Source organism: Colwellia sp. (genome assembly GCF_013214175.1).
In the GTDB taxonomy this organism is placed as follows: Bacteria; Pseudomonadota; Gammaproteobacteria; order Enterobacterales; family Alteromonadaceae; genus Colwellia.
Window position 1 is genome coordinate 115849 of record NZ_JABSPA010000010.1, and the last position, 26327, is coordinate 142175.

The window sequence follows — 26327 nt, forward strand, 5'->3', positions numbered from 1 at the left end:
TAGTCGGTAGCATGAATAATAAACATCGAGCATTTTTGAAGTGGGCTGGCGGTAAATATAGGCTGTGTGATGTTATTTCAAAAATGCTACCAAATGAACGTCGCCTTATCGAACCTTTTGTTGGTGCAGGGTCCGTTTTTCTAAATACTGATTTCGATGAGTATATTCTGAATGATATTAATCAAGATTTAATAAACCTTTATAAAATAGTCCAAGTAAATTCGGACAGTTTCATTGAAGATGCCCGGAAATTTTTTAATCCTGAGCATAATCAAGCTGAAAGATATTACCAATTGCGTGCTGATTTCAACGCCAGTAAAGATAGCTACTTTCGCTCCTTAGTCTTTTTATATATGAATCGTCATGGTTATAACGGCTTATGTCGTTATAACAAGAAAGGCGGCTACAATGTTCCATTTGGAAAATATAAGCGTCCTTATTTCCCCGAGGCTGAATTAAACTATTTTGCTGAAAAATCTCAAAAAGCGACATTTGTCTGTGAGGGCTATCGTCAAACATTTGCACGAGCAGAAAATGGCGATGTGATTTATTGTGATCCACCGTATGTGCCATTGAGTAAAACAGCAAGTTTTACCAGTTATGCAGGAAATGGTTTTGGTTTAGATGAACAAGCAGATCTTGCCAATGCGGCTGAAGAAGTTAGCGAGAATGGTACTATTTCTGTGGTGATTTCTAATCATGATACCATTTGGACACGAAAGATTTACGAGCATGCGGTAAAGATAAAATCACTCAAGGTCGCTCGAACCATTAGTCAAAGTGCTAACAAGCGTAAGAAAGTTGCCGAGCTATTGGCATTATATAAGTAATAGTACCTATTTAACTTGGTATCACTAAGCTAACAATCGCGATTAATGAAGCAATAAATATCAGTACAGCAATAATTCCTACCACAATAAAGTGACTGAGTTTACCTTGTGAGAAATCACGTTTTCGAGCACTTTCACTTTGCACACCAAAAAATGCCGCAGCAACACTTTTAAAAGTAGTCAAGAGGCTACTTAGTATGACACAGAGCATATTAATGGAAGCTATAATGGAGCAACTCGGCTAAATCTAAGAAGTGTAAATGTGTAGATTTACTGTCACCAGATAGCCAAGATAACCAGGTTTTATTTGACATGCCACTAGCTTGGCAGGGATGGTTTACATGGTTCATTGGCAGCTTAGTCTCAAGAGTCATACATGAACTAAGTAATTGTATTTTGAAATTTTGCTGTGCGTTATATTTACTTAAGCTAAATAACATAACGAAAGTAAAAATGAAGGCAAAAGTTAATTTGTTTAACTTTGATAAAATAGTGGTTGTCATCATCCGTTTTGACATCGCTTTATACTATTAACTAAAAGAGGTGAACCAGTATATCTTAGGCTCGCCTCAATGTCATTGACTGTTTTTTAAACTATTTACTCACCACTATGGTAATTAATGCCTAAAGGTCAATATCAATACTATAAGAAACGTAGAATTTCATATCATCACTACTGCCACCGTCATCGTAATCAGTTTTTGATACACCAAAAGTGAAATTGTCTTTGCTTATTGAAATACCAAAGTCAGTAGAGTCAGTAGAGAAGTCACCACTGTAATTACCAAGGTGAAAATTAACTTCAGTTTCATTACCAAGGGTTAATGCGTAATCGGCACTGGCGTAAATGGAATCACCAGCATCGGCACCTTCAGCTGACGTTAATACTGCAGCAGCTACCGTTAAGCTGGTAAAGGTAAAGCTAGCGTAAACTTCAGAGAAATCTGCTTTACCACTGATTGAATCAGGGTAAGCATAATAAATGAAACCGACATCATATGACATGCTGTCATTAATATCGGCTCCAAAACCACCATAAAGGTCTAATTCAGTTTTCATGTCACCCCAAGAAGCGTTAGATACCCAAGTACCTACATAAAAGCCTGAGTCACTAGCATAATCAATACCACCAGAAACCGCAGCAGCACCGCCCGTTTGCTCAAGGCCACGCCATAAATAGTTGTTAGTCACAGCAACATTAGCTGACAAGCCTTCAGTAGCTGATGCTTGAAATGAAATAGCAGAAGCTGCCAATAGTGATGTGATAACCATTGTTGTTATTGTTTTTTTCATAATCTGGTCTCATTGTCGTTTGTTATAAAAAGTGTCTACTGGTTAATTAGCAAGCATGATGCCTAGATTAAAAAATATGGTATTTAATCTGTATTGATCTTTTTATTATTTAAAATCAGATATTTAGTATTGTTGGCTTTTAATTTAATGTTCACTAACTGCTTGTTTCAACTCTGAGGTGAGCAATATTGGTGCGCTTATTTGGTAAATGTTCACTAAAAGTGCAGCTGCCTAGGTGCTCGCTTGGGCTCGACACTCGCATTTTCACCTAGCATGGGTATAATAGCGGCATATTTTTCTAGGATTCACACTCATGTCACCATTTTTAATTGCTCCCTCTATTTTATCAGCCGACTTTGCTCGTTTAGGTGATGATGTTGCTAAGGTTTTAGCAGCCGGTGCCGACGTTGTTCACTTCGATGTGATGGATAATCACTTTGTGCCGAACTTAACTTTCGGGCCAATGATCTGTAAATCGTTACGTGATTACGGTATTACCGCGCCAATTGATGTGCATTTAATGGTTAAAAATGTTGATACGCTTATCCCTGGATTCGCTAAAGCAGGAGCTGACATCATCACTTTTCATCCTGAAGCTAGTGATCACATTGATAGAAGTTTACAACTAATTAAAGACAATGGCTGTAAAGCGGGATTAGTACTAAACCCGGCAACACCTTTGCATTGTTTAGACTTTGTTATGGACAAGCTTGACGTTATTTTATTAATGTCAGTTAACCCAGGTTTTGGTGGCCAATCTTTTATTCCAACAACATTAGATAAGTTACGCTTGGTAAAAGAAAAGATTAAACAAAGCGGTTATGACATACGCTTGCAAGTTGATGGTGGCGTTAAAGCTAACAATATTGCAGAAATCGCCGAAGCAGGTGCAGATATGTTTGTTGCAGGCTCGGCAATATTTTCTCAAGGTGACTATAAAGTCGCAATTGATGAAATGCGCGCTGAGTTAGCCAAAGTCTCGTAGTTAACATAAACAAGTAAATATAAGTTAAGAATTAAGTCTTCTAAGGGTATAAGTAATGACAAGTAAACCTATTGTATTAAGTGGCTGTCAGCCATCAGGCGAGTTAACTATCGGTAATTATTTAGGCGCATTAAAGCAATGGGTCAATATGCAATCGACCCATGAATGTTATTACATGCTTGTTGATCAACACGCTATAACCGTTCGTCCTAAAGCCGAGGACTTACGCAAAGCAACCTTAGATGGTTTAGCCTTGTATCTAGCTTGTGGTGTTGACCCAGAGCAAAGTACTATCTTTATACAGTCTCATGTACCCGAGCATGCACAATTGAGCTGGGTGCTTAATTGTTATACACAAATGGGCGAGTTAAATCGCATGACTCAATATAAAGATAAGTCACAAAAATCTGAAGCTAATATGAACTCAGGTTTATTTACTTACCCAGTATTGATGGCTGCGGATATCTTACTTTACGGCGCTAATTGTGTGCCAGTAGGGGATGATCAAAAGCAACATTTAGAATTAGCAAGAGACATAGCCACTCGTTTTAATAACCTTTATGGCAATATTTTCACTGTACCAGAGCCTTTCATTCCTGAGCAAGGTGCACGAGTAATGAGTTTACTTGAGCCAACTAAAAAAATGTCTAAGTCAGATACTAACCCAGGCAACTTTATTGGTTTATTAGAAGACCCTAAAAAAATTGCTAAGAAAATTAAACGTGCTGTTACTGATTCTGACGAGCAAGCGCGTATCTATTTTAATACGGAAGAAAAGCCAGGAGTATCGAACTTATTGTCGTTATTATCTTGTGCTACCGGACAAAGCATTGCCGATTTAGTACCAGCTTACGAAGATAAAATGTATGGACACTTAAAAGGTGATGTCGCTAATGCGGTAGTTGCGTTGTTAGAGCCCATTCAAAGCAAATACCATGAATATAGACAAGACCAAGCATACTTAGAGCAAGTTATGCGTAATGGTGCTGAAAAAGCATCAGCTCGCGCAAGTAAGGTGCTTAGCTCGGTATATGATGCGGTAGGTTTTATTCCTCGCCCATAATTCACTCTCACTAGGCGTTTCCCCTTGGGGCAACCTCGCTTATAGAGATAGTAAAAAGGCTTATTTCCCGAGGAAATAAGCCTTTTTTATTGGTGCTTTTGTTTAGCTGCTTTCGATAGTTATACCAATTCCAATAATTTTCTTCCCACTCAGCGAGAGTTAAAAGGCTTAGAGGCAAGGCATTGATTGTAGGTAATGGTTACTCCCTTATCAAAATCAATAACGTAGCATGTAAGCCTTTTAAACTCGCCCTTTGGGAGCTTTCCAACGATTCGATAACCGCAAAGAATTTCTTTCATATAGGGTGACTATATGCAAAAAAATTCTATTTGTTCTCAAAACGCTGGCAAGCTCTGAGTGGGAACTAACTTAATGGATTTGGTATTATTACTCTTGTTGAGCTGCCTTACTGGCTTGCTCAAACAAAGCATTACTTCGCTCTAAAAAAGTATCAACGTCACTGCTGGGAGCAATTAAAAACTTGGGTGCCATTATGGTGGCATTGTATTGTGGCCGAGGGTTAAACTCAGGCTTTTTACTGTATTGTATTAAGTAGCTACCACCGAATAATAGTGTAGTAATGCTTATGGCGACAATCATTCGACGCTTAGCGCTGACATGAAAACCAATATAACTGTTTAACCAAAATAGACTAAAGGCTATTCCTATTGGCAGTAAGCTAATAATTAAGCCAAGCATTGAACTGCTCGCTGAATTAAAGGCAATAATCTCTTCCAATAAATCGCTAAGCCACAAAAGAATGAAAAAAGTAAAGCTTATACCCAGTTGCGCTAATATGCGCGGATCATGTTTGGTCAGGTGAGAAACTAATGCCACTCCGGCAGGCCAGACTGCAAATATTAAGGTCATTTTCAGTGCGCTAACAAATAACTGGCTGATATTGATTTCTGTCGGTTGGCTTAAGTAGGAGATATTGGCAGAAATCAGCATAAATAAAGCAATACTGATAAACACGGCAATTGGGTTTCTGATGATATCGATAAGGGATTCAAAGGGACTAAAAGCAATGGTATCTGCTACCTTATGGTCACTAAACATCACTCTTAACTGGCTTTTCCCGACAATAATGACATCGCCATCATTAATTATCTGTTGATTTTCATCTTGCTGATTTTTTTTGTTTCTTTCTAATACTGTGCCGTTAACTGAATTGTTGTCATTAAGCTGCCATGTGCCTTTCGCAAATTTTATCGTTAAGTGTTGTGGGCAAATATGTGGGTCGGCCAAAATAATATCATTTTGATAACCACGTCCAATAGCAACCTCATGTTGATTTAAGCGGTGCCTATGTAATAGTTTATGGTTACGGGTGATTTCTTCAATAATTATTTCACCGGCCTCTAGGGACACGTCATTATTTGTCATAGCTATCATAGGTTCAGTTGTTGTGAAGGCATCCTGATTTTCTTTAATTATTTCCATGACACCGCCTCCATAAACTTACCTGCAAAAGTCATCGCATTTTCTTGGCTTACTCCGGCTAAGGTAAAGTGACTAAGTAAAGCTTGCTGATTTTTATCTATGCTGGCGCCTAAATATAAAACATCGAATAATCCGGGGAAGTCTTTGTAAGCACGAGTGCAAAAAATACTTTTATTATTTATGGCTTGGCTGGTGTTTGCTGTGCTGCTAGGGCTGACTAAGTCATGATGGCACTGATACTCACTAACATCATCTTTTCCTGCTCTATTACCTGCGCTGGCACGGGATATTTGCTGTTGATATAAGTGATAAAATTTATTATCGCTGAGGTCTTTGGCTTGCATATAACTAAAATCTAGCTCAACAGTACCGGTAAAAAAATGTGAAGATAGGTACGTGGTCTCATTTAACGAACAATTGGCAATGGCGCGCAAAATAAGAGCATCCTTTTTATCGGCATTAGAGTCACCCCAACAACGAATAAAAGGTACTTCAATAATTGGTATAATTGCTTTACCGGCTAGTTCTTTACTTTGCCAAGGGCTATTAATAAGTGCCGACATTAGTTTGTTTTGGCTTGCCATTAATTGCGCTGACATTTGTTGCTTAATATCGCTGGGTGGGTGGTTTTTGTAGTCGCTAAATAGTTGTATCAATTTATCATGGGGTACTAAGAAGCCGATTTGGTTACCTGAAGTCGCAACATTAATACCAACAACCTGCTCGTTTTTATTAACAACAGGGCCTCCGCTCATACCTGAGTTAATTGAACCGGTAAAATGAATGCGTTCATTAAAGGATTCTTTTTTCAAACCATTATAAGTGCCTGGTACCACAATCATGCCCAAATCATGAGGATTACCTAAAGCAAATAGCTTTTCACCTTTAATAGGCTTTTTATCAGCAAGTATGAAATAGGGCATCTCTCCATCAACTTTACGTTTGACTAGCGCCAGATCATTAATAACATCGACACTGACCAAGTCAACTTGCGCCGCTTTGCCTTGGTGGTCTAAGTATTCAATGCGATATTTTTCCGGGTGACGGGCATAACTAGATATCACATGGTAATTAGTGGCAATAATGCCATCTGCACTGATCTGAAAGCCTGAGCCGATAGAAGACTTCTCGCCACTGGCTTTATCAATCAATTTAATTTGATAAAGTGATGGCGTCAGCTGAGCGAAAATTTCTTCGGCTTGCTCTGTAGCAAAAGTAGTAGCACTTAATAGTATAAAAACTAAGGTAAAAAAAGCTTTCATTCATCTTCCTGTTGATAACCTATGCATCCATTGTGACATTAAATTAGCGTTTGTCACCACCTCAATGACATAAATCATCTTGCTTGATGTATGTCATTGTTTCCCCCGTTGAAGCAGCGTATTATTTTTGTTCTTAATAGCACCAAATCAATAGCCAATAAGGACGTTTTTGTGAAAAAAATTATCAGTATTGTTAGTGCCTTGGCACTGAGCAGCCTTACTTATCAAGCAAGTGCCAGCAATGAACTTTGCCTAGTCAGTAATAATGACTGTACCTTTGTCTTGTTAAGTACAAAAGTCAGCGTCAAGGTTAGTCAAATAGTAAGTGAACAAGAGAGTGACAAAGTGACTCAAGGTGCATCATTCATTGAAGAAAGTGAAAAGTTATTATTAGTGAATAAAGCAAGAGCAAGACAACGTTTCTCACCTTTCTCTACCTTTAAAGTCCCAAACAGTTTAATAGGGCTCGACACTCAAATAATAGCAGATGCCAAGCAGGCGTTAACTTTTGATAAAGAAAAATACCCAGTGCAAAAGTGGTGGCCATCGGTATGGAAGTTAGCTGAGTATAATCTTAATTCAGCTTTAAAGTTCTCAATGGTGGCAATATATCGACAACTTGCTACGGATATTGGTCAGCAGAAAATGCAGTCTTATGTCGATAACTTTGCTTATGGCAATCAAGATATCTCTTCAGGCATAGACAATTTTTGGCTAGGTGGCAGCATGAAAATATCTGCTATTGAGCAAGTACAATTTTTACAACGAATGCATCAACATCAGCTAGCGGTTAAACCGCAAAGTATTGAAATATTAACAGAGGTTATGTTGGTTGATAGTACGGCAGATTATAAGTTATATGCTAAAACCGGAGCAGGTAAAGTTACTGCTACAGATAAAAGCAGTAAAGCCATGTTGGGTTGGTATATCGGTTTTGTAGAAAACTCAGCAGGGGTGCACTACTTCGCTTTTAATTTTACTCGTGCTTCATACGCAAAAATGAAGGCTGCACGTATTAAAATCGCCATGAACCACCTGAAAAAAGCGGGCATTATTTAAAGGCTTTTACTAACATGACCCAGGCATATTTGACCTAGCGCAACTAAGCCGGCTTTAAGGTGCGACACATTGTCGCACATTGGCTATTTCCCTTTGTTTTCAAAGCTAATCACTTACAAAATAGCGTTATCTTAATTCTATTACTGAATTCCTCTTAATATTACTTGTAAGTGAGTAACCGATGAACTTTTCCCTTAAACCTCTTGCTGTCGCTGTTAACCTAGTTATCTTGGGGGGCAGTGCTTTAGCACTGCCAACCTTGGCAAATAATGTCCAAGGCGCTTTTAAAGATAATCAAAATAATAACGACATTGAAATTATCACTATTTCAAATCAACGACATAACGCATTTACAGATAACCAAAGTTATGCCCAAGGAAAAACCACGGTAGCTGATTTAGCAAATTGGTTAGCATCAGTCCCGGGCGCGAATATTAATAGCAATGGTCCTATTACCGGTATTGCCCAATATCGTGGTTTATTTGGCGACCGTGTTGCTACCTCACTTGATGGCCATCCTATTATTGGCGCAGGTCCTAATGCCATGGATACACCCTTAAGTTATTCAACGCCACTCATTGTTGACTCTATGACAGTTTATCGCGGTATTGCACCGGTATCGGCGGGTATGAATACCTTAGGTGGTGCTATTGATATTAAAATGCGTAAAGCAGAAGTTATGGACTCTGAAACTGCGCAAGTAAGTGGTGACTTACAAGCTGGCTATCGTAGTAATAATGGCGCCAGTACACTTTCAGGTGTTACTAATATTGCTAAAGGTGATGTTGCTCTACTGCTTTATGGCAATACCCAAGGAGGTGATGACATGGAAAGTGGTGACGGTACTGTGATTTCACCCACTGAGTTTGATAAAACTCAAGCTGGGTTTGATATCAGACATTCAGCTGAAAATAACACCGTTGGTCTAAGTTATCACTACACTAAAACCACTGACTCTGGCACACCGGCGCTTCCAATGGATATTGAGTACATTGAAAGTCAACGTATCAATTTAGATGGTGATTTCTTATTAGGTGAATGGCAAGGTGAATGGTCATTAGGCTATTTAGATGCTGATCATGGTATGACTAACTTTGCTATGCGTGCCCATGATCCGATGAAACAGCGTCGTAATACTGCCCTTGCAGATACCACTGATTTCAAATTTGTCTTAAATCGTGAATTGAGCTTTGGCGGCTTTTCCTTAGGTGAAATAGCGTTCGGCGTTGATGGTTATTTAGCAACACACGACTCAGTGATCTCTAACCCTAGTGATGCCATGTTTGAGGTAGTTAACTTCAATAATGTGCAAGATGATAGGTTTGGCATATTTACTGAGTGGCAAAATCAATATGGACAAACTGACGTGCAATTTGGTGTCAGAGTTAAACATGCCATAGCTAATGCCGATGAAGTAAATACCTCTATGGCGAATATGCCAATGGCTGGTATGACTCCTAATATGGAAGATAAGCACTCAGGTATGGATTCTGCTATGGGCAATATGAACGGTATGCCAAGCCTGGCTGAGTTAGCCAGTGACTTAGAAGACGACTTTAATAACGCCGACAGAAAAATCTCTGACACCAATGTAGATATTGCTTTAAGCACCCAAACTCAGTTAAGTGAAAGCTTATCGCTGTATATTGGCGCGGGCGTGAAAAGCCGCGCACCTTCATATCAAGAACGTTATTTATGGACACCAATGGAGTCGACAGGTGGTTTGGCTGATGGTCATACTTATATCGGCGATATAAATCTTGAGTCTGAAACTGCTTATCAAGGTGATCTTGGTTTAACATGGCAAAGTAGCGACTTCATGATTGCGCCGCATATTTTTTATCAAAACATTGATAATTATATTCAAGGTACACCAATGGGAATGGAAGACTCTTCAGCTAAAATGATGGCATCTATGATGTCAGGTGATGATAATCCGCTAAAATTTAGTAACGTTGATGCTAAATTATATGGCGCTGATGTTAACTGGTATTACAATATAAACGACAATTTTCAATTATCAGGTATTGCTAGTTATGTTAAAGGTGAGCGTCGCGATATTGATGATAACTTATACCGTATAGCGCCGTTAAATGGCCAAATAAGCTTTAGTTACCATGATGAAAATATTATTACTAATTTAACCTTAGTTGCGGTAGCTGCACAAGATGATGTATCAGCAACGAATACCGAACAAGCTACCTCAGGTTATGGTTTAGTTAATATTGATGTTGAATACTTTGTTACTTCAGAGGTTACCCTTCGTGGTGGTGTCGATAACTTATTTGATAGAGAGTATCAAAATCACCTAGGCGGCTATAATCGTGTGAAAGAAGTCGGCACTCCGGTAATGACCCGCTTACCGAGTGAAGGGTTAAGTGCTTGGATTGAAGCAACTTACTCTTTTTAAAGTTTTATTTGTGCTTCGCCAGTAATGGATTTCCTAGTCAGAATAATTAATGGTGGAGCACTGGCTTTTAATGTGACTTGTTCTAAAGTAATACCCTTTGTTTACTATTCAATATTTTAACTAACTAGTTAGTTAGCAGAACGCTTTTTACGGTTAGCATTTCATCTGCAGTAGAGTTACGATAAATTAAAGCGTCGCCTTGCTATATAGAGTTCCTCTTAACCCATAAGGATATAGAATGACTAACCAAGATGCAGAACAATACTTACTAAAGAACCCCGAGGCACGCGTAGATTACCCCTTTGGTGATGACATTAAAGTATTTAAAGTTAAAAGCAAAGTGTTTGCTACTCTAGCTATCGGAAAAATGGGCAAGGGGGGTGGCGAGAAAAGCTACTGGTGGCTGAATTTAAAGTGCGATCCAGATGAAGCTGTCATGTTACGTGATATATTCTCTTCAGTAATTCCCGGTTATCACATGAATAAACGACTCTGGAATACCATTATTTTAGATGACTCAATTCCTCAGGGTGAAATTGAACGTATGATGGATAATTCATTTAAGTTGGTGGTCAGTAAAATGACCAAGAAAGATCAGCAGTCAATTATTTTACAGATAGCTATATAACTAGTAACGTCTCCGGATAGTTAATTTCAGGTTTTTGAACTGGCTAAAATTTTTGCAGAAACCTAGCCATATTATTTTTTTGATAGTCTTCCATGGTTAGATATATACCTGTACCCGATATTATTATGATTACGCCAGATATCATTAAGGGTTTAGCCAAAAATTTACCATAGCTTATGATCGTTTGTCGCATTTTCGCGTAGTATCGTGATACTGATAACTTACCTGATTGTATGTAGGACTTCACATAGTGGTAAAGCCCATCATCTCTAATCGCATCGAATAAAAGACCTATAAGTATTGCTATAGTTAGGGTAAGTATTATTGCTAAGCTAGTACTGATAATATTGAGTATAGAGGCTGATAATCGGTCACTAAATATCCCACTTCTCAATTCACCTATCCAAGCTGGCGGGATATTAGTCCACAACATAAACAACAATACCAAGGTACTTAATATAAACACTGTTGTTGTCAGGACTTTCGCTGTGCGACTGAGAAAAGAAAAATTATCTATAGCTGGTTGAGGGAGAATTGGCAGACTAACCTCTTTAGGATTTATGATACTAAGGTCGGTAATTTTTAAATTGTAGACTGAAGCCAGCGCTTTGGTAGATTCTAATGAAGCTTTACCATTTTTTTCAATACGTTGAATTGTTCTCAAACTTAAACACGATACCTCTGCTAATTGAGTTTGGCTCCAAGCCCGTTGTTGGCGTTCAGTAGTCAGTCTGTTTTTATCTAGTAACATTTTCATTTTCAATTCCTCTCATTTGATTAAATCAATATGAGCTGAAATTGCCTATTTGTATACGTCGTAACGGTGTCATCAATGCGACAGTAATATGCCAGTGCTTAATTTAACAGGGCAATACGTGAAAGGACCGTTGATAATGTCAAAAAAAGAGGTTTTATTAAATACCTGTTTGTACTATTTAATAAAGCTCATTGATTGTTAAATAATACAAGTAACGACCTAAAAGAGGAAGTCGTTAGCCTTTTAATTGTGCTAATCAGAAAATGCTTTCTGCGCTAAATCAAGTGAAGTTAAACTTATTACGGCTCTGCTATTTTACATAACTTTACTCGCGCTTTACCCAACCTTACTTACGGTAGTGCAAACTAAGTTAATGGAATAGCTAATGCTAAGTTTTAACAAAAAATAAAGCTATGCGGTATTTTAATGTTCCTATGATTTTTCAGCTATGAGGTTTAGGTTGTCATGTTAAACATATTACGTTTTCTTATAATCACAATTACGTTGGCTAGTCTTGTTTGCTGTGGTGGTAGTTCCACAGAAGAAGCTGAGAGTCTAATTGATACTGTTGTAGAGACGCCAACTGAAGATTCAGTAGAAACTCCGGTAGAGCCGCCTACAAAAAATGATAATGCACTAGTACAACCTAATATTTTGTTTATTATCTCAGACGATCAAGGCTTAGATGCCTCTGCTCAATACGACTTTAGTGCCGATCTACCACAAACACCTACGTTGAACATGCTGGCGCAGCAAGGCATTACTTTCGAAAATATGTGGGTAACACCAGCGTGTTCCACCACACGTAGTACTATTATTACCGGTAAGTATGGGGTTAATAATGGCGTTGAATCATTGCCCGGGAATCTGTCAGCAGAGCATGAAATATTGCAACAATATTTAAAAGGTAATGTCGCTACAGATAACTACCAGTCTGCAGTATTTGGCAAGTGGCATATTGGTGGCACTAATGAAACACATCCTAATGATGTCGGGGTTGATTATTATGCGGGTAATATTGGAAATTTATCAAATTACTACGATTGGTCACTCACCATTAACGGCGTGGTAGAAAACTCAACAGTATATCACTCCACTAAAATTACCGACTTAGCTCTTAGCTGGATCAGTGAACAAACAACACCTTGGTTTACATGGCTAGCCTACTCAGCTCCGCATTCGCCTTTTCATTTACCGCCACAGTCGTTACACAATCGTAGTTTATCAGGTACTTCAAGTGATATTACTAACAATAAACGAGATTACTATTTAGCTGCTATTGAAGCGATGGATGCTGAAATTGGACGCTTGTTAGCGTCATTAGATGAAGAAACTCTCAACAATACCATAGTCATTTTTATTGGTGATAACGGCACACCAAGCAGTGTTATCGATACATCAACTTATAGCAAGACACATGCAAAATGCAGTTTATATCAAGGCGGTATTGCGACGCCCTTTATTGTCTCTGGGCAGGGCGTAACACGACTTAATGAAAGAGAATCTGCTTTAGTCACCGCAACTGATTTATATGCCACGATAGCTGAAATCGCCGGCGTGTCAGCAACTAAAGTACATGATAGCCAAAGCTTTAAAGCTTTATTTACTGATGGAACTCATGGTGGCAGAGAGTATAGCTACACTGCTTATAAATCTGATGAGGTAACTGGCTGGGCTACCCGTTCCAAAGACTATAAATTGATTGAATTTGAAGATGGCAGTCAAGAATTGTATTTATTATCAGATAACTTATCAGAAAATTCATCAGGAAATGTGTCGGTTCAGTTCTCAGAAACGAATAATCTACTGCCCACTAATGATGGTGACTTACTTGCACAAGTCACTAACTTAGCGGCTGTCTCTGCGCTTTTATATCAGGAAGAAAACATAAATCCGCTTGATATAACTAATGTTACGCTCATCAATCAAAGTAAAAACTGTGTGGATTATATTGAGCAATTTACCTCCTCGGTGAATGATATAAATAACGGTGTTGTCTTTCATGGTGAGCTGGTTATTACGCAAATTGGTGAAAAATGTGTCTTTAACACTAATGCCATTCCTAACCACGATTTTAATGATGGCGGTAGTGCCTTTCCTAATGATGTTAGTGAGCAAAGTGATCTGTTTGAAATTACTATTTCACCAACTAAAGCAAATCAGGTTACCCCTATTTCGTTGCAAGTAGACAATGCCATTTTACTTAATGGCGTTAAAGTCGACCTTTTAGCTGCGGGTTGTTACGGCGTAGGAAATGGCAAAGTTGGCTGTAATGATAATGATCAACCGTGGCGATACGATCCAATGCATGCCGCCAATGGTTTTGCCGTTGACTCTCATAACGCTCACGCACAACCCAATGGTACCTATCACTATCATGGTTCACCTATCGCTTTATTCGAAGATAATGCTAACCAAGACTCACCTGTTATAGGTTTCGCCGCGGATGGCTTTCCTATTTATGGGACTTATTTTGATGATCAAGGTGAGGTTCGCTCAGTGAGATCTAGCTATCGGCTGAAATCAGGTGATAGACCAAATGGCGCTGAGGATCCAGGAGGAAGTTATGATGGAACGTTCAGAGATGATTATGAATATGTTGAAGGTTCGGGTGATTTAGATGCATGTAATGGCATGACATTCAATGGTGCTTATGCCTACTATATTACCCTTAGATATCCTTACGTATTGTCATGTTTTACGGGCACACCAGATAGCAGTTTTACTAAATGACTTTCAACACCATCATCAATTATGATGGATGATGGATGATGGTGTTGTAACAAGAAGGAATAACCAAGAAAGATCAACAATAGATCTTGGTACACTCGCTTGTTAAGCTATTTGTTTTTTTTCGGTGATGGTTCTAACTTTTGACCAAATAAAGTGCACAATAAAATAAATAATTGCTGATGCAGTGGCTATTAAAACGCCAAATATTAGGGGTAATACCGCACCAAAAACAAAGCTCATGCTAAGAATAAAGCCAAGTACAAACTCTTCTCTATATACTCTGAAAAAGAGTGCAAAAAATAGTATGCCTGGAAACATTATCAATGAAATTTCAGCGTAGCCATATAGAAAAGACAGCGAAAGCATTGCGCCATAGCAGAGTGAAATAACCAAGCTGATAATCACTTGCTTAGTGAGTAATGACCTACTTTCTGTAGGTGAGTTAATAATGCGTTTTTTAATACGGTGGAGCAGGCCCCATGACAATACGGGTAGTAATAATGCACCCCACCAATTTGATAGTTCAGGAAACTCAGGGTTTTGCATTAGATAATGGCTAGGTACGCCGTCGTGTAGGTATTGCCAAATTAGCAATGACCAGATAGTAAGTGTTACAAAACCGACAAAGTAAAAATTTATTTGTGATAGTTGTTTTTCGTTCATAGATTAATCTCTTTTAGAATTTGTTATCTATGTTGTTATAGCAAGTAGTGTTCCAACCGAAGCGAACCGCTGTTTACTAGGGCTACTAAAGTTTTTTAACAAAGTTAGTGTTTGGGCTTAACTAAAAAATGATGAAATTAACCACTTATTAGAGATAATAAGAGGAATCTCACATTATCTCTAATGACCAATGTTTAAGTAGTTTTGTTCAGTTATTGCGTTAAATTTTTAATTAGCGCCATCATTATTATAAGCACTGTTAGGCATTACAAATGATGGGTCGGGTGTGCCAAATGAACAAAGTGGTCCATAAGGGTAATCTTCAGTGTAATAGTAACCATAATTTCCGTAGGCATCAGTCATGCCGTTACACTCATCTAAGTCGCCACTGTCGGCGGAGTAATACCAATCTTCGACAAAAATTCCACGGGTATGTGTGGCAATAGGCGGGAAGGGCATAGTTGAGCCTGCAGGTGTTTTACGTTCATTGGTATAGGTTGTCCAACTGGATTTTGCCTTTCTTAGGTTATTAGTTTCAGTATCATAAAAATAGTGACCATAAATAGGAAAACCATCAGGAGCAAAGCCAATAACTGGTGAGCCACTTGGGTCGACAATTGTCGATGAAGGGCTTTCTAACTCGCCTGCTTCCACATGTGATAAACCATTATTATCACCATGATAGTGATAACGACCATCGAACGGGTGACCAGTATATTCATCTAATACTACATAATCAGGATTAGCGGCAGGCACTGCATACCAATCAGCAAATAAGCCACATTGCGACCTAGTGCCTAGAGAAATCTGCAGTGGCGTAGTAAATTCAGTGTTATAACAAAAAGCAGAGTCCATATCTAAATCAACCCCGTTAAGTAAAATACCATTAAGGGTAATAAAGCCGCCTTGTTTTCTAACATAGCTTGGTACACTGTTTTTTGTCGGATTTCTAGGGATATTTAGCACGTAGTTGAGGGCATTAGGGGCAACGTTCGATGCGAAGTTTGTTCCTGTGGTGGTATTACCGCCAACATCGTGATTAGGAATATTATTGCTACTCATAGTACATGAGTCATTATTTACGGTAATAACAAGCGTGCTGGTAAATGAATCGCCTTGCTGTAGATCATTGATAACAGCACTGTATGAACCAATATAAGCGGCACAATCTGGATTTCGATTAACAAGTTTTAAATTAGTTATGTCACCTTGCGGATTAACACTGTTGTTATTTTCTGGCAGAATTGTAGCGGGTGGTTGTTCAATGACTAATTGGGGAGCATCTTCTGTCTCTACCTCGTTAGCACCACCACAGGCAATGGCGAATAGTGAAAAAATCAGCGCTATCAATGAAGTGCTTATATTTTTACCTGTTGAGATTAGCTTGTTAAGGGGCAATTCATACTGCATACAGTGGCCTTTAAAGTATAGTTTAAGCTTAACTATTAGCTTAAATCTTAACTTTATTAGATCATCTTGTCAGCGTTAGTAAAATAAAAATTTATCAAGAGCCAAGTATTTGTTAGAGCGAACTAAGTAGTATTTGTCGCCTTAGTCATAGCTATTAATGCTCGTATCAATGTTAATACTAAAGCTATAAACGCGCCATGGTAACCTTGGCGCAGTAACATTTATCCTGAAGTATCTATGCCTTAGCCAATTAGTGGTGTAGTTTGGGTACTATCAAGATAGCTATACGATTTTTTAAATTCTGCATCGAGTATTAAATGACCAATCAAGCCATTCAAGAAAATAATGAATTTCCACAAACGCCGCTCGCTGAAATAGATAAATTATTTGCTGCGCAACGACTGGCTTTTGCGGGTAATAAATACCCTGACATTCCATCTCGCATCGCGCTATTAAAGCAATTGAAATCAGTATTATTAGCAGAGCAGCAAGCTTTAATTACTACATTAAGTGCTGATTTTGGTCATCGATGCCATGATGAAACGAGAATTTCCGAGCTATTAACTTTGGTTGAAGCGATTAACTCGAGCACAAAGCAAGTTAAAAGCTGGAGTAAAGCATCAAGACGAAAAGTGGCTGTTATTTTCCAACCGGCCAGCAATAAAGTGGTTTATCAGCCCTTAGGTGTGGTTGGCATTATGGTGCCGTGGAATTACCCATTATATTTGAGTTTAAGCCCTCTGATTACTGCCATCACTGCGGGAAATCGTGTGATGCTAAAACTCTCTGAGTTTACCCCAAGGTTTAATCAATGTTTAACTGAAGTATTGAGTAAAGTGTTTACCCAAGATCAGGTTGCTGTGATAACCGGAGAAACACAAGTTTCCACTGTATTCTCCCAGCTTAATTTTGATCATCTGTTTTTTACTGGCTCTACCAATGTCGGGCGACTAGTAATGGCGGCTGCGGCGAAAAATTTAACACCAGTAACTTTAGAGTTAGGTGGAAAATCTCCTGTGATCATAACCGATAATGTCGATATGGACTTAGCGGCAGAACGAATTTGTTTTGGTAAGTCACTGAATGCAGGGCAAACCTGTGTAGCCCCTGATTATGTTTTGTGTCCAGAGCATAGAAAAGATGAATTTATCAGTGCTTACATTAAAGCGTTTAGCCGTATGTACCCTAGCGTTAAAGACAACTCTGATTACTCCAATATTATTAATGATCTACAGTACCAACGTATACAGTCATTGCTTGACGATGCCATAAGCAGTGGCGCTAAGCTGACTTATGTAAATCCCGCTAACGAAGTCTTTGATAGCGGTAGAAAGATGCCGCCGGTTATTATCGAAAATTGTCAAAGTAATGCTCGAGTAATAACAGAAGAAATATTTGGCCCAATTCTGCCATTAGTAACCTATAAAGGTCTTGAACAAGCTCTTGATTATATTAATGAACGTCCTCGACCATTAGCGCTGTATCTATTTAGTTTTGATAAAGCCGAGCAAGAGTTAGTTTCATATCAAACCCACTCTGGTGGTATCTGTATTAATAATACTATTATCCACTTAGCTCAAGGGGATCTTCCTTTTGGTGGTGTTGGTGATTCAGGCATGGGGCAATATCACGGCTTTGAAGGTTTTCAAACATTTTCACAAGTAAAGTCGATTCATAAGGTAGGAAAATTATCGAGTGGAAAATTTATCTTTCCTCCCTATGGTAAATGGATGCATAGACTATTTTATAAGTTATTTATTCGTTAATAACTTAATTAAGTATTCTCTATTTTTTTACAAAAAAAGCAGCCTTCTCGGCTGCTTTTGAATACTTACAATTTACTAAAACCTACTAGGTGACGTTAATTTTATCTAGCTCTTATCCAGAAAAGTCATAACGTGTTTAATAAACAACTTAGTTTTTAAATATGTTTATTACGCATACTCGCTACTATGCCAAATAATGCCAAACTCATAAGTAATATGGTTGAAGGTTCGGGTACCTGAGTCAATGTCATATTAACATCGAAGGTGGTAGCCGCTTCCTCATGTGTTGTTACACCAATACAGCCAGAAGAACCGTCTCCAACCCTAGCACATACCGCATCAGGCAGTTCTGCTAATTTATCAACAGTAAGCGCTACATTATAAGTGTATTCCCCTATGCCAAATTGCTGATTAAAAGTATTAGAGAATGGATTGAATTCGATACCTATTCCAAAAGTATCTATAACAAAAATATCGTCCTCACAATGTGTCAACTCACCATTAATAATATCTCCCTCGTAGCTACAAACGCTCTCATTGTAAGTTTCTGTAAATACGATATTAAATAATAATGGCGGTATAAAACCGCTTAAAGGGAAGTTGGCTGGCGCTAGTTGTAGTTTGGTGCTTAGTGTTGCACTAGTTAAAGTAGCGCCACTAAAGATTATAAAATTATCATGTGTCAATGATGCGGTAAGTGCAGGGGTATCATTCGCTAAGTCCTCACCAGCATAATGCCCTTTATCTCCTCCGAGTGTAAGTGAGCTACTGGTGTTACCCCAAGATAATTTCGATGGGGCTCCATCTGCAGGAAACCCAAGTTCTGTATCCCACCAAAGATTATCTTCAGAGCCAGTAACACCGGCAGGGGCAAATGCAGAAAAATAACTATCAACTTGCCAATCCCACATATCTATTGGTGTAGCACTAGCGGTAAAAGTGAAGCTAAGCAGAGAAAGTGATACAGCTGTTATAAACTTTTTAAGTGTGTTCATTTTTTACTCCTTGTCAGTATAAAATTAAAGTACACCTTAAAGTAAGTAATAAGTGACAAAAGCAACTTAGGCCGTTAAGTAGGTCACTAATCGATACACTCCATGTTGAGTTTTCACAGGTAAACGCTGCATAGAGCACGCCATAGTCGCTATGTGGTTATTTTTTAATCCGTTTGTGTTTTTTAAAATTAGAGCTTTTATTCAGACTGTAAAAAACTCTGACAGTACTTTTGTACAAATATACGCTGCGAAGCCAGATTTCTATGCACCTAGCTGCCGCTAGTGATGATTTTAGTGCTAATGTCGCTTGCAATTAATGCCGCATTACTTGGTAGTTCTTCATTACCGGCCAGTAAGTAAATAACCTGTTGGCCTTTCTGGGCAAGCTCTAGCGCATGTTGGTGATTTAGTAGGATAGTAGAACTGATACTCTGCGGATATTTTGCTGCATCACGGCGAACATATTCAATTAATTCTATATTTACTGCTTCATCATAAAAAACAGCATCAGCAAACTGTAAAGCGCGATGAGCGTTTAAGGTTAAGTTGTCAGGATTACCTGTTAGGGTTTGAATAAATATAATCTCACCCTTAGGTAGTGCAATTTTTTCTTTCAAGCTAACAATTAATTGTTGTTCGGCTTCTTGTTGTTTACCATCGAGCAATGATTGACCTATTGAGCCACGCAGTGTGTTCTCCCAGAAGGTACGACGATTGCGTATACCTTTGATGCGTGCTTTAACATGGTCGCGAAATTTTAATGAGAATTCTGCCAAGCGGCCGTAACCTTGCGGTAAAATTTTCTCAATTTGTTCTCGTAACATGCGAATAAGTATGGGCGCACTGCCTGAGCTTGATAAAGCAATAATCATAGGTGAACGATCAATAATGGCTGGCGTGATATAAGTACAAAGGGCCGGTTGATCAACCACATTGACAAGAATGTTAAACTTCACCGCTTCATGATAAATGCTCTCATTTACTGTTTTATTATCAGTTGCAGCAATCACTAAGGTAATCTTATCTAACAAACCAGCTTTGTAGTTATGCTTTAGCCAGCTGAGTTGATGTTGATTAATCAATCGTTCAACACCTTCAGTTACGCTTGCTGACATTATGGTGATTTTTGTGGTGGTTTTTAACAGTAATTCAATTTTACGGGCGGCGACATCGCCACCACCAACCACCATGGCATTAATTTTACTGCCATCAAGAAAAACGGGGAAATACTTCATCTACAAGCCAACTCTACTTACTTATCTTTATATGCCCACATTAACATAGCAATAAGTAGAAAACCTTAATCTGTATTAACTTGATGCTTTCATTGTTTATAACTAGGCAGCAAGTAGCATTAATTCGGCAGTAATTTGATAATAGTTAGGCTATAGCTCAGTTATGGTTAACTTCGTCTGGCTTACTGCTAACCCATTGCCATCACCATAAATATACTGACCAGGAGTAAACTCAATACCAGCAAAGTTAACCGTTAAGTTAATGTCACCGACACCTAACTTCTCTGTTTTTATTGGATTACAACCAAGGGCTTTTACTGCAATATCTAAAATGCCAATAGTGCCCGCATCACGAATACAGCCATTTATCACCACTGCCTGCCAATTATTTTTAACCGCATTCTCTGCAATCATATCGCCTAATAGCGCACGGTTCATACTGCCTTTGCCATCAACAACTAGAACTTTACCGGTACCATCAGTAGCCAATAGCTCTTTCACTTTTGAATTATCTTCAAAGCAAGCAACGGTGACTATCTCACCAGAAAATATAATTTCTTTACCGTAATCATTAAAGGGCAGTTGCGCGAGGGTAAGTTTTTCGGGGTATTGATCAAATAGATCAGGCAGTAAATCCAGCATGGTAATTTCCGTTTTATCATTATTTATGCCTACTCTAGCAGTAATGAATGGTAAACTAGCATCAAGCTTATTTATGGCTACTATTTGCCAATTCCATCGGCTCTTTGCACTAACGACAAAGACAACGATAACAAGTAGCAGCAAACACCAAACACCAGTAGAGAACATCAGATGCCTTGGATACAACTCAGATTAAGTGCCAACGAAGATAACGCCGAAAAATATAGCGACTGGCTCACAGCCTGTGGCTCACAAGCCGTTACTTTTCTCGATGCAAAAGACACTCCCATATATGAACCACTACCCGGTGATGAGGTTATTTACTGGTCTAATACTGTGGTCATGGGCTTATTTGAAGCAAGCGATGATATGGATAAAGTCATTAGTTATTTACAAGGTATTCACCCTGATAAAGAGCAAATGCGCTACAAGCTTGAGCAATTAGAAGACAAAGACTGGGAGCGTGAGTGGATGGACAACTTTCACCCGATGAAGTTTGGTGAACGCCTTTGGATTTGTCCTAGCTGGCGCGATGTGCCAGACTCTGACGCGGTAAATGTTATGTTAGATCCTGGCCTAGCGTTTGGTACAGGTACACACCCAACAACGGCATTATGTTTAACTTGGTTAGACGGCTTAGATCTACAAGGTAAAACCGTGGTTGATTTTGGTTGTGGTTCAGGTATTTTATCGCTGGCGGCCCTTAAGTTAGGTGCCAAGAAAGTTATTGGTATTGATATCGACCCGCAAGCACTGCAAGCAAGTCTTGCTAATGCTGAACGTAACAATGTTTCCGATAGACTTGAATTATACTTACCTAAAGATCAGCCTGAATTTAAAGCCGACGTTGTCGTGGCAAATATACTCGCTGGACCATTACGCGAGTTAGCACCTACTATCATTGAATTTGTTGGTGATAAAGGTTTATTAGCGTTATCAGGGATATTAGAAGAGCAAGCACAAACACTACAAGAAATTTACGGCCAGTGGTGTGATATGGCGCCAATTAGCGTTCAAGAAGAATGGGTTCGCTTAAACGGACAACGTAAGTAAGCAATAAAGCTATTTAGATACCTCCCCGATGACAAAGTCATTGGGAGGCACACTCACAAATCACACCTTGTCATCCCCACGGCACTTCTTTCGGGGATTATTCCAAGCTAAACCTTGTCATTCCCAAAATGTTATTTCTCAGTGTCATCCCCGAGGTGTATTGTCGGGGATCCAGCTTTTTATTCTCTTGCTCTCGAGCGATATTTTAGCTTAAGAAGCAATACTCAATGTACTAGCTAACGATACACTTGTCTCTGGCGTTTCGGGTTCATATACAGTGACTCTATTACGACCTGAGTGTTTAGAGTCATAAGTAGCAAAATCGGCATCAGCTAATAATTTTTCTAAATCAAAGCCCGATCGTTTTACGTCGGTAACACCAAAGCTGGCGGTAATGGTAAAATCATTACCAGAGTCTTCGGTAATAGTGTTTTCAATGGCAGCTCTACAAGCTTCGGCACGCAGCACCGCAGCTTCAATATTGCAACTTGGTAATAAAATACAAAACTCTTCTCCGCCTAAACGAGCAAAAATGTCATTTTTTCTACCTATTTTTTTGCATACTCTAATGGTTTCTTTTAATGCCCAGTCACCACACATATGACCAAAGTTATCATTAATTTTTTTAAAATGGTCTAAATCGAACATAATTAAGCTCAACTCTTGTTGAGAATTTTGACAATATTTTAATGCATTCACCGCAACATGATTAAAGTGCCTACGGTTATAAATTGCCGTTAATTCATCATATTCAGATAGTACTTTAACCCGCTTATGAGATTGCCATAAACGGCTTCCCCCAATAGCTAGCATGATGATAATTAAAGTCATCGCAGTAATAATCAGTTGAATATTGGCTACCTTGCTCTTGGCTAATATTTGCTCAGCAGCCAAAAAATCATTTTCTTCATTGAGTAATCTTATTTGGTTTTCATTTTCAAAAGCATTAAGTTTAGTTAGCTGAAAAGCCACATGTTTGGCTTTTTCACTTTCAAGGTGAAACCTTTCTAAGGTACTGTATGTTTCATGATAAGTTAAAGCTAAGTCAATATCCTTTTGTTGCTTGGCTATTTGGTAAAGTAATTTATAGGTATCGCTATCTTGTTGAAGAACTGGAGTATATTTCTTAACATTCAGTGCAGCTAAGGCATAATCTTTTGCTACTTCGATGTTCTTTAGCTGAAAGTAACTTTCGGCTAAAGCGTTATTCACTCCGACAATAAGCATGGGGAAAAGTGTATTTTTGACTTCGTTATAATGCGGTAAAATTTCAGCAAGTGCTTTTTCTGGCTGTTGTATTTTTAAATAGAGTTTTGCTCTATATACGCGAATGATATTAGTACTGATTTTATTATCTGCTTTGATACAAACACCTAAACCATCATCAATACTTGAATCATCAGGTTTTATATAGTGTAAATTTAGCTTTGCTTCCAGTGAAAGTTGCTCTAATAAACAATTGTGTTTTTCAGGTAGTGTTTGCCGCTTTATTAAATCTATATGTTTAAGGACTAAATCATATTGTTGTAGCTGGTTGTAGAAAATGATGGAGGTTAGAATACTTTGTTGATAATGCTCTTTATTTTTTATGCTTGGCAGCATTTTAGTGTTGTAGCTAATGTGTCTTAAGCCATCTGACCATTCCTTTTTTGCAGCAGAAATATTAATTAAGGTGTAATTCGCTCTAAATTTAATGAGTGTGTTAGCCGAAGAGTTTATAATTTTTGTTAATATATTATCTGCTTTATCATATCTACCCTGATAAGCAGCTAAATAACCACGCAGAAATTGATAAAAATACCTTTGTTCAGCAGTAAAACTATTTTTCGTAGTTTTTAACTCAGTTAATAATTTTTTAAATAACTTGGGATCAGCCAGTCTTTTTTGATCAGCCAATATAAGTTTACTAGCGACTTCTGTGAAACTAATCCTTTGGCTTTTTTCTGTTAGTTTTTCATTTGAAAGCAACACTGTGCTTGCAAGTGCTTGAGTTGCAGTTGTTACTATTACAATAAATATACTTATTAAAAGCAAAGTAAATAATAACCACACCTTGAGGCGACGATTTGATTTTAGTTCCGTTAAAATGCAGTTATTAGTCATTGGGTTTTTGTTAAGTTTGGGTTAAAAGTTAGCAACTTCTGAATTTACTACAATAGTTATTTCTTCATAGTTGTCTTCAGGAAGTAAAATTGGAATACACTTAATCTGCGGTAAATCATGAATAGTCTCTTTTAAGCTATCAATATCGTTAGTTTTCAGCGCAAGTTCTTGAGCCTCTGTAATATTGGCGCTAGCTAGCATAGCATCGAGAGATTGTTTGTTACCCATTTCTGCGTTGCTGGCCATTTCCATTAATACTTCTATTACTTTACTCATACTACATGCTCCATTGTGATATTTGAGGTTTTTAAATTTTGCTCTGACGGTAAAAATTTACGCTACAAAACGAGGGTTAATGCGGGACCGTTTTTGATACGATCTTCTTTTTTATCTATTGCGGCTAATTTTTCGAGTATTGCCTCGTTAGGCTGCATTTTGCCGCACGGTGGAATAACCAAAGTGGTTTGCATCAGTAACTCAGCATCAACAAGGTCGGTTAAAGCGATTTTATCATCGCGCATCGGCTCAATAGCAATGCCCTTTGCTTGATATAAAATTACTTGGTGATCACGGGGATAATGCTCAAGCAGTAGATCAACTAATACCTGACGATATGCTTTTCCCGTAGAGAACTTACCTAAAGACTTATCGCCAGCAAGGGCGACTTGCCATAAAATCAAATGCGCAGAGGTGTCAATGTTACGTTTATAAAACATAAACTGACTGGTTTCGTAGTGCATGCAACCTGTCTTTCCAGGATCTATGCCTAAATCAGCATAAAGACAATCTTCAGCAGAAATGCCAGGTTCCATGGTCGCAGGTAGTTCTTCTAACTTGGCTTTTTTGATGGCCCTATGGCTAACACAGGCAAATACACCGGGATGGCCATAAAAGGCGGCAACAACTTTTTTACCAACACGCACTTGGCTTAAAATAGCCTCAACCATTTCGTTATAGGTGATATTGCGGTTTTTACCTTCTAGGTAAAATTTTTGCAGACAGCGGACATCCGTATTCATTTCTTCGAGCCACTTTTGGGCAAAACCATTAGCCATGAGTGAGAATACTATGTCAGCTTGTTCGATATGACTTTTAGCGATAGGGCTAATATGAGCCCCTAAAGTCATGCCAGTACCTACACAGACTAAACTACCTGACATGATAAAATCCTTTTATTCTTATTTTTAAACGGGGAGTAACAACTGTGTGAGAGCGACTAAAAGCTAAACTGTACAGTTGTTTATATTTTGTTACTAAATTACCAGAAGCAAGCATAGGGAGCAATCAGTATGTGACTTTATTGATTCAAGCGACTTGTTTTCTCTGTAATATCTACTAAAGGCATTACCATCTCTTAAGTGGTTATAGCGACGAATGTATGCGTAATAATATTACTTTGCCACAGGCCTTGATCAAAATACTGATAACCATTGCCGCTGTCATTATCTTGCAGCTCAGCTTCAAAAATATAACCAATCTTTTTCAGGATACGCTTCGTGGCACGATTAATATTGGCATAAAAGGCATTGATTCTATCAATGTTTAGTTGTTTAAATCCGTGCTCCATTAGGGCAGATACGGCTTCTTCAGGTAACAGTTTACCATTGGCCTTTGTCGCTAACATAATGCCAATTTCAACTTGTGTTATCGGGTGGTTACTTGGTTTCGTTGCTTGTTTTGCAGCTAACCAAGAAAGTGCTTGTGTACCTATAATTTCATTGCTTACTTTATTAACAATTGCCCAAGTGCGGACAATGTTTTTTGTACTTGCATTCGCTTTGAAAGCACGGTGAAAAGCCGCACTTGCTTGTGCTTTTGTCAGTGGCTCGCCCACAACTCGCATCATTTTACTGTCGGTATATTGATAACAATAAAAGTCTTCATCTGTGATTATTAAGGGTCTTATTAATAATCGCTCTGTGGTAAAACTATGCATGAAAATTCTTAATAAATAAAATGGCTGAAATTGCTAAAGTTGATTGTGGTGAGAATAAGTT

Annotated in this window: 24 protein-coding genes; 9 read left to right on the plus strand and 15 right to left on the minus strand. The window is 38.3% G+C overall.

The features are described from left to right. Window positions 1-11: 11 nt before the first annotated feature. Window positions 12-830, plus strand: coding sequence for a Dam family site-specific DNA-(adenine-N6)-methyltransferase (locus tag HRT55_RS19175; RefSeq protein WP_291623820.1), 819 nt, complete (start codon window positions 12-14; stop codon window positions 828-830). A gap of 10 nt (window positions 831-840) precedes the next feature. Here the strand turns inward: HRT55_RS19175 and HRT55_RS19180 are convergent, their stop codons facing one another. The 3 genes from HRT55_RS19180 to HRT55_RS19190 all read right to left on the minus strand — a co-directional run bounded on the left by HRT55_RS19180 (window position 841) and on the right by HRT55_RS19190 (window position 2123). Beyond that, window positions 841-1041, minus strand: coding sequence for a DUF2970 domain-containing protein (locus HRT55_RS19180; RefSeq protein WP_291614551.1), 201 nt, complete (start codon window positions 1039-1041; stop codon window positions 841-843). Between the two features lies 1 nt (window position 1042). Then, window positions 1043-1348 carry a hypothetical protein gene (locus HRT55_RS19185; protein WP_291623843.1) on the minus strand — a complete coding sequence of 102 codons (306 nt, stop codon included), beginning with the start codon at window positions 1346-1348 and terminating at the stop codon, window positions 1043-1045. Between the two features lie 106 nt (window positions 1349-1454). Then, a complete protein-coding gene (locus HRT55_RS19190; RefSeq protein ID WP_291623845.1) occupies window positions 1455-2123 on the minus strand; it encodes a TorF family putative porin in 669 nt (222 codons plus the stop codon). Window positions 2124-2436: 313 nt separating this feature from the next. Between HRT55_RS19190 and rpe the strand changes: the two genes are divergently transcribed. Together rpe and trpS are read left to right on the plus strand one after the other, a co-directional pair. Continuing rightward, on the plus strand, window positions 2437-3108 hold the full coding sequence (gene rpe, locus HRT55_RS19195; RefSeq protein ID WP_291623847.1) for a ribulose-phosphate 3-epimerase: 672 nt from the start codon (window positions 2437-2439) through the stop codon (window positions 3106-3108). A gap of 55 nt (window positions 3109-3163) precedes the next feature. Beyond that, window positions 3164-4171 (plus strand): tryptophan--tRNA ligase, encoded by a 1008-nt coding sequence (gene trpS / locus HRT55_RS19200; protein WP_291623849.1) that lies wholly within the window; start codon window positions 3164-3166, stop codon window positions 4169-4171. 387 nt (window positions 4172-4558) lie between these two features. On the opposite strand, the gene HRT55_RS19205 is transcribed toward trpS, so the two are convergent. Together HRT55_RS19205 and HRT55_RS19210 are read right to left on the minus strand one after the other, a co-directional pair. Continuing rightward, on the minus strand, window positions 4559-5614 hold the full coding sequence (locus HRT55_RS19205) for an FHA domain-containing protein (protein ID WP_291623851.1): 1056 nt from the start codon (window positions 5612-5614) through the stop codon (window positions 4559-4561). Continuing rightward, entirely contained in the window at window positions 5605-6876 is a 1272-nt protein-coding gene (locus HRT55_RS19210; RefSeq protein ID WP_291623853.1) for a S1C family serine protease, read from the minus strand. Before HRT55_RS19210 ends, HRT55_RS19205 begins: the two co-directional genes overlap by 10 nt. 171 nt (window positions 6877-7047) lie before the next feature. Here HRT55_RS19210 and HRT55_RS19215 point away from each other — a divergent pair, with 171 nt between their 5' ends. The 3 genes from HRT55_RS19215 to HRT55_RS19225 all read left to right on the plus strand — a co-directional run bounded on the left by HRT55_RS19215 (window position 7048) and on the right by HRT55_RS19225 (window position 10973). Then, window positions 7048-7935, plus strand: a complete 888-nt coding sequence (locus tag HRT55_RS19215; protein WP_291623854.1) for a penicillin-binding transpeptidase domain-containing protein — start codon at window positions 7048-7050, stop codon at window positions 7933-7935. A 181-nt stretch (window positions 7936-8116) separates the two neighbouring features. After that, window positions 8117-10345: a TonB-dependent receptor gene (locus HRT55_RS19220; RefSeq protein WP_291623856.1), complete on the plus strand. Its 2229-nt coding sequence runs from the start codon at window positions 8117-8119 to the stop codon at window positions 10343-10345. Between the two features lie 238 nt (window positions 10346-10583). Next, window positions 10584-10973: an MmcQ/YjbR family DNA-binding protein gene (locus HRT55_RS19225; RefSeq protein WP_291623858.1), complete on the plus strand. Its 390-nt coding sequence runs from the start codon at window positions 10584-10586 to the stop codon at window positions 10971-10973. Between the two features lie 43 nt (window positions 10974-11016). Here the strand turns inward: HRT55_RS19225 and HRT55_RS19230 are convergent, their stop codons facing one another. Beyond that, on the minus strand, window positions 11017-11730 hold the full coding sequence (locus HRT55_RS19230) for a helix-turn-helix transcriptional regulator (RefSeq protein ID WP_291623860.1): 714 nt from the start codon (window positions 11728-11730) through the stop codon (window positions 11017-11019). 465 nt (window positions 11731-12195) lie between these two features. On the opposite strand from HRT55_RS19230, the gene HRT55_RS19235 reads away from it, so the two are divergent. Then, complete coding sequence (locus HRT55_RS19235; protein WP_291623862.1) at window positions 12196-14463, plus strand: YHYH protein; 2268 nt, start codon at window positions 12196-12198, stop codon at window positions 14461-14463. A 102-nt stretch (window positions 14464-14565) separates the two neighbouring features. Here HRT55_RS19235 and HRT55_RS19240 read toward each other — a convergent pair whose 3' ends face one another. Both HRT55_RS19240 and HRT55_RS19245 read right to left on the minus strand, forming a co-directional pair. Further along, window positions 14566-15126, minus strand: a complete 561-nt coding sequence (locus HRT55_RS19240) for a hypothetical protein (RefSeq protein WP_291623864.1) — start codon at window positions 15124-15126, stop codon at window positions 14566-14568. A gap of 228 nt (window positions 15127-15354) precedes the next feature. Further along, a complete protein-coding gene (locus HRT55_RS19245) occupies window positions 15355-16536 on the minus strand; it encodes a YHYH protein (protein ID WP_291623866.1) in 1182 nt (393 codons plus the stop codon). A gap of 317 nt (window positions 16537-16853) precedes the next feature. On the opposite strand from HRT55_RS19245, the gene HRT55_RS19250 reads away from it, so the two are divergent. Further along, entirely contained in the window at window positions 16854-18302 is a 1449-nt protein-coding gene (locus tag HRT55_RS19250) for a coniferyl aldehyde dehydrogenase (RefSeq protein WP_291623868.1), read from the plus strand. Between the two features lie 155 nt (window positions 18303-18457). Here HRT55_RS19250 and HRT55_RS19255 read toward each other — a convergent pair whose 3' ends face one another. From HRT55_RS19255 to HRT55_RS19265, 3 genes are all read right to left on the minus strand, one after another. After that, complete coding sequence (locus tag HRT55_RS19255) at window positions 18458-19297, minus strand: THxN family PEP-CTERM protein (protein WP_291623870.1); 840 nt, start codon at window positions 19295-19297, stop codon at window positions 18458-18460. A 269-nt stretch (window positions 19298-19566) separates the two neighbouring features. Then, on the minus strand, window positions 19567-20532 hold the full coding sequence (locus HRT55_RS19260; RefSeq protein WP_291623872.1) for an NAD(P)-dependent oxidoreductase: 966 nt from the start codon (window positions 20530-20532) through the stop codon (window positions 19567-19569). Between the two features lie 150 nt (window positions 20533-20682). Then, entirely contained in the window at window positions 20683-21174 is a 492-nt protein-coding gene (locus HRT55_RS19265) for a putative 4-hydroxy-4-methyl-2-oxoglutarate aldolase (RefSeq protein ID WP_291623903.1), read from the minus strand. A gap of 171 nt (window positions 21175-21345) precedes the next feature. Here HRT55_RS19265 and prmA point away from each other — a divergent pair, with 171 nt between their 5' ends. Then, complete coding sequence (gene prmA / locus HRT55_RS19270; protein WP_291623874.1) at window positions 21346-22227, plus strand: 50S ribosomal protein L11 methyltransferase; 882 nt, start codon at window positions 21346-21348, stop codon at window positions 22225-22227. 210 nt (window positions 22228-22437) lie between these two features. On the opposite strand, the gene HRT55_RS19275 is transcribed toward prmA, so the two are convergent. The 4 genes from HRT55_RS19275 to HRT55_RS19290 all read right to left on the minus strand — a co-directional run bounded on the left by HRT55_RS19275 (window position 22438) and on the right by HRT55_RS19290 (window position 26266). Next, window positions 22438-24123 carry a GGDEF domain-containing protein gene (locus tag HRT55_RS19275; RefSeq protein WP_291623875.1) on the minus strand — a complete coding sequence of 562 codons (1686 nt, stop codon included), beginning with the start codon at window positions 24121-24123 and terminating at the stop codon, window positions 22438-22440. 228 nt (window positions 24124-24351) lie between these two features. After that, window positions 24352-24606 (minus strand): hypothetical protein, encoded by a 255-nt coding sequence (locus tag HRT55_RS19280; protein WP_291623877.1) that lies wholly within the window; start codon window positions 24604-24606, stop codon window positions 24352-24354. Window positions 24607-24668: 62 nt separating this feature from the next. Next, the gene (locus HRT55_RS19285) at window positions 24669-25490 is read right to left on the minus strand and encodes an SAM-dependent methyltransferase (RefSeq protein ID WP_291623878.1); all 822 of its coding nucleotides are present in this window, start codon (window positions 25488-25490) and stop codon (window positions 24669-24671) included. Between the two features lie 194 nt (window positions 25491-25684). Then, window positions 25685-26266, minus strand: a complete 582-nt coding sequence (locus HRT55_RS19290; protein ID WP_291623880.1) for a GNAT family N-acetyltransferase — start codon at window positions 26264-26266, stop codon at window positions 25685-25687. Window positions 26267-26327: the final 61 nt, after the last annotated feature.